This is a genomic window from Kitasatospora sp. NPDC059803, assembly GCF_042732255.1.
Taxonomy (GTDB): Bacteria; Actinomycetota; Actinomycetes; order Streptomycetales; family Streptomycetaceae; genus Kitasatospora.
On sequence record NZ_JBHWIJ010000201.1, the window covers coordinates 10,894 to 14,531 of the forward strand.

Below are 3,638 nucleotides of genomic sequence, written 5' to 3' on the forward strand. Positions count from 1 at the left end.
TCCCTGACCCCCCGACAGGTTGATCGACTCTTGAACGGCGGGCCCCGCAACGGGCGCCGCCGTTCCGTCATTTGGAGCTTCCTCCAGGTTTCAACTCCCCGTCAGTGTTCATGAAGATAACGAGTAGAGGCGCATCGCCCGCAGTCTGAATTTACTTATTGACGTCATGTACGCGTTCAGGTTTAACTCCCCCCACCCCGCCGCAGAGCCGCGGCGACGTCAGGGAGAGGCACCCCCATGAACGCAGCACTGCGTCGCGTCCTCATCGCCACCACCGGCATCTCACTGGCCCTGTCCATGGCCGCCTGCGGCAAGGCGGGCGGCGACAAGAAGGACGCGGCCGCCTCCGGAGACGGCAAGTCCATCGGGCTGCTCCTACCCGAGAACGCCTCCTCCACCCGCTACGAATCCTTCGACCGCCCCTTCGTCGAGGCCAAGGTCGCCGCCCTGTGCGCGGACTGCAAGGTCCTCTACAACAACGCCGAGGGCAGCGCCGCCAAGCAGAAGCAGCAGTTCGACACCCTCCTCGCCCAGGGCGTGAAGGTGATCATCCTGGACCCCTACAACGCCAAGTCCACCCAGGGCTGGGTCCAGGAGGCCGCCGCCAAGGGCGTCAAGGTCGTCGCCTACGACCGCCTGGCCACCGGACCGGTCGCCGCCTATGTCTCCTTCGACAACGAGAAGGTCGGCGAACTCCAGGGCCAGGCCCTCGTCGACGCCCTCGGCCCGCAGGCCGCCGACGCCAACGTCGCCATGATCAACGGCGACGAGGCCGACCCCAACGCCGCCGACTTCAAGACCGGCGCCCACAAGGTCCTCGACGCCAAGGTCAAGAAGATCGTCTACGAGCAGTCCGGTCAGTGGGACGCCACCATCGCCGGCCAGAAGATCGGCGCCGCCGTCACCCAGCTCGGCAAGAACGGCTTCCAGGCCGTCTACTCCGCCAACGACGGCATGGCCGGCGCCATCATCACCCAGCTCCAGGGCGCCGGCATCAAGGTCCCCGTCGGCGGCCAGGACGCCGGCCTCGACGCCATCCAGCGCATCGTCAACGGCGACCAGGCCTTCACCATCTACAAGGCCTACCGCCCGCTCGCCGACTCCGCCGCCGAACTGGCCGTCGCCCTCCTCAAGGGCAAGGACGTCAAGACCGTCGCCACCGCCACCGTCGACAGCGCCACCGACAAGGCCATCCCCGCCAAGTTCCTGGACGCCAAGGTCGTCACCAAGGCCAACATCGCCACCACCGTCGTCGCCGACGGCCTCTACAAGGTCTCCGACATCTGCACCGCCGACTACGCCGCCGCCTGCGCCGCCGCCGGCCTCAAGTAGCCCGGCCCGCCCAGCCGCCCAGCCGCCCAGCCGGCCCCGCCCAGCCGCCCAGCTCGACCCGGGTCCAAGTCCACCACCGCAGAAGAAGGTTCATGTGACAGGCGCACCCGTCCTCCAGCTGCGCTCGGTCTCCAAGCGCTTCGGTGCCGTCCAGGCCCTCACCGATGTCGGCCTCGACGTCCACCCCGGCGAAGTCCTCGCCCTCGTCGGCGACAACGGCGCCGGCAAGTCCACCCTCGTCAAGACCATCGCCGGCGTCCACCCCGTCGACGAGGGCACCATCACCTGGCACGGCGAGCCCGTGCGCCTGACCCGCCCCCAGGACGCCCAGGCCCTCGGCATCGCCACCGTCTACCAGGACCTCGCTCTGTGCGACAACCTCGACGTCATCGCGAACCTGTTCCTCGGACGCGAGAAACGCCGCCACGGGCTCCTGGACGAGGTCGCCATGGAGCAGCACGCCCGCGAACTCCTCGACACCCTCGCCATCCGCATCCCCGACGTGCGCACCCCCGTCGCCGCGCTCTCCGGCGGCCAGCGCCAGGTCGTCGCCATCGCCCGCGCCCTGGTCGGCGAGCCAGCCCTCGTCATCCTGGACGAGCCCACCGCCGCCCTCGGCGTCGAACAGACCGCCCAGGTCCTCGACCTCGTCGAGCGGCTGCGCGAACGCGGCCTGGCCGTCGTCCTCGTCAGCCACAACATGGCCGACGTGCGGGCCGTCGCCGACACCGTCGCCGTCCTGCGCCTGGGCCGTAACAACGGCGTCTTCCCCGTCGCCGGCACCACCCAGGAGCAGATCGTCTCCGCCATCACCGGAGCCACCGACAACGCCCACGCCCGGCGCCAGGCCCGCCACACCGAGGAGGAGGACGCCGCATGACCACGCCCAGCACCCCCGCCGACACCCCCGCGGCCCCCGGCGCCGACACCCCCGCGGCCCCCGGCGCCGACCCCCGCCTGCACACCCGGGCCGCCGGCCCCGCCGGCTACCTGGACGCCGCCCGCCGGCGCCTGGCCGCCGGCGAACTCGGCTCCCTGCCCGTCGTCGTCGGCCTCATCCTGATCGCCGTCATCTTCCAGTCCGTCACCGGCCACTTCCTCCAGGCCGACAACCTCACCAACATCACCCGCTTCATCGCCGGCCCCGGCCTCATCGCCGTCGGCGTCGTCTTCGTCCTCATCCTCGGCGAGATCGACCTCTCCCTGGGCTCCGTCGCCGGCGCCAGCGCCGCCCTCGCCGCCGTCCTCGCCGTGCGCCAGGGCGTCGCCGAATGGCTCGCCGTGCTCGCCGCCCTCGCCGCGGCCACCGTCATGGGCCTGCTGCACGGCCTCTTCTTCGCCCGCGTCGGCGTCCCCGCCTTCGTCGTCACCCTCGCCGGCATGCTCACCTGGAGCGGCCTGCAGGAGTACGTCCTGGGCGACCTCGGCACCGTCAACAACCGCCACGGCGGCCTCATCGCCACCCTCGACACCACCTTCCTCGGCGACGGCGACATCGCCTACGCCTGGGCCCTGGCGGTCCTCGCCCCCGCCCTCTACCTGCTCGCCCACCTGCGCACCGCCCGCCGGCGCACCGCCGCCGGCCTCACCGCCCGCCCCACCGCCGACACCGCCATCCGCACCGGCGCCCTGGCCGTGCTCACCCTCGCCACCGCCTACGCCCTCAACCAGGACCGCGGCCTGCCGCTGCCCCTGGTCGTGCTGGTGGGCGTCGTCGTCCTCACCGACTTCGTCCTGCGCCGCACCTCCTACGGGCGCCAGATCTTCGCGGTCGGCGGCGGCGTGGAGGCCGCCCGGCGCGCCGGCGTCAACGTGGCCCGGGTGCGGATCTCCGTCTTCATGCTGTCCGCGTTCCTGGCCGGCCTGGGCGGGCTGTTCTACGCCTCCCAGCAGGGCTCCGCCGACAAGCAACTGGGCGGCGGCAACGTCCTGATGAGCGCGATCGCCGCCGCCGTCATCGGCGGCACCAGCCTCTTCGGCGGCCGCGGCAAGACCTGGTCCGCGCTGCTGGGCATCCTGGTGATCCAGTCCATCACCACCGGCCTGGACATGGTCCACGCCGCCCAGGCCATCCAGTACATGATCACCGGCGCCGTCCTGCTCGCCGCCGTCGTCCTGGACTCCCTCTCCCGCCGCACCCGCACCGCCGCCGCCCGCACCTAGCGAAGCCCGAAAGACCCGGGCCCCTCTTCCCCGGCCTGGGGGCCCCCCCCCCCGGGCGGGCGCCGGCCCGGGAACCCGGGCGCCCCCCCCCCGTTCTTTCCCGCCCGCCGCCGCCCCGGGGGGGCCCCCCCCACCGGTGGGTC

3 protein-coding genes are annotated in these 3,638 nt (G+C 72.2%); all 3 read left to right on the forward strand.

Annotated elements, in window-relative coordinates:
* Positions 1 to 237: 237 nt before the first annotated feature.
* The 3 genes from ACFV6I_RS27085 (at position 238) to ACFV6I_RS27095 (ending at position 3,495) form a co-directional block, all read left to right on the forward strand.
* Positions 238 to 1,332 (forward strand): sugar ABC transporter substrate-binding protein, encoded by a 1,095-nt coding sequence (locus tag ACFV6I_RS27085; protein WP_380345997.1) that lies wholly within the window; start codon positions 238 to 240, stop codon positions 1,330 to 1,332.
* Positions 1,333 to 1,426: 94 nt separating this feature from the next.
* Positions 1,427 to 2,212 carry an ATP-binding cassette domain-containing protein gene (locus ACFV6I_RS27090; RefSeq protein WP_063352939.1) on the forward strand — a complete coding sequence of 262 codons (786 nt, stop codon included), beginning with the start codon at positions 1,427 to 1,429 and terminating at the stop codon, positions 2,210 to 2,212.
* On the forward strand, positions 2,209 to 3,495 hold the full coding sequence (locus ACFV6I_RS27095) for a sugar ABC transporter permease (protein ID WP_380428161.1): 1,287 nt from the start codon (positions 2,209 to 2,211) through the stop codon (positions 3,493 to 3,495). The genes ACFV6I_RS27090 and ACFV6I_RS27095 overlap by 4 nt, the downstream gene beginning before the upstream one ends.
* Positions 3,496 to 3,638 lie beyond the last annotated feature (143 nt).

Coding starts and splice junctions, on each gene's coding strand:
- ACFV6I_RS27085 (WP_380345997.1), top strand. CDS start 238: ATGAACGCAGCACTGCGTCGCGTCCTCATCGCCACCACCGGCATCTCA.
- ACFV6I_RS27095 (WP_380428161.1), top strand. CDS start 2,209: ATGACCACGCCCAGCACCCCCGCCGACACCCCCGCGGCCCCCGGCGCC.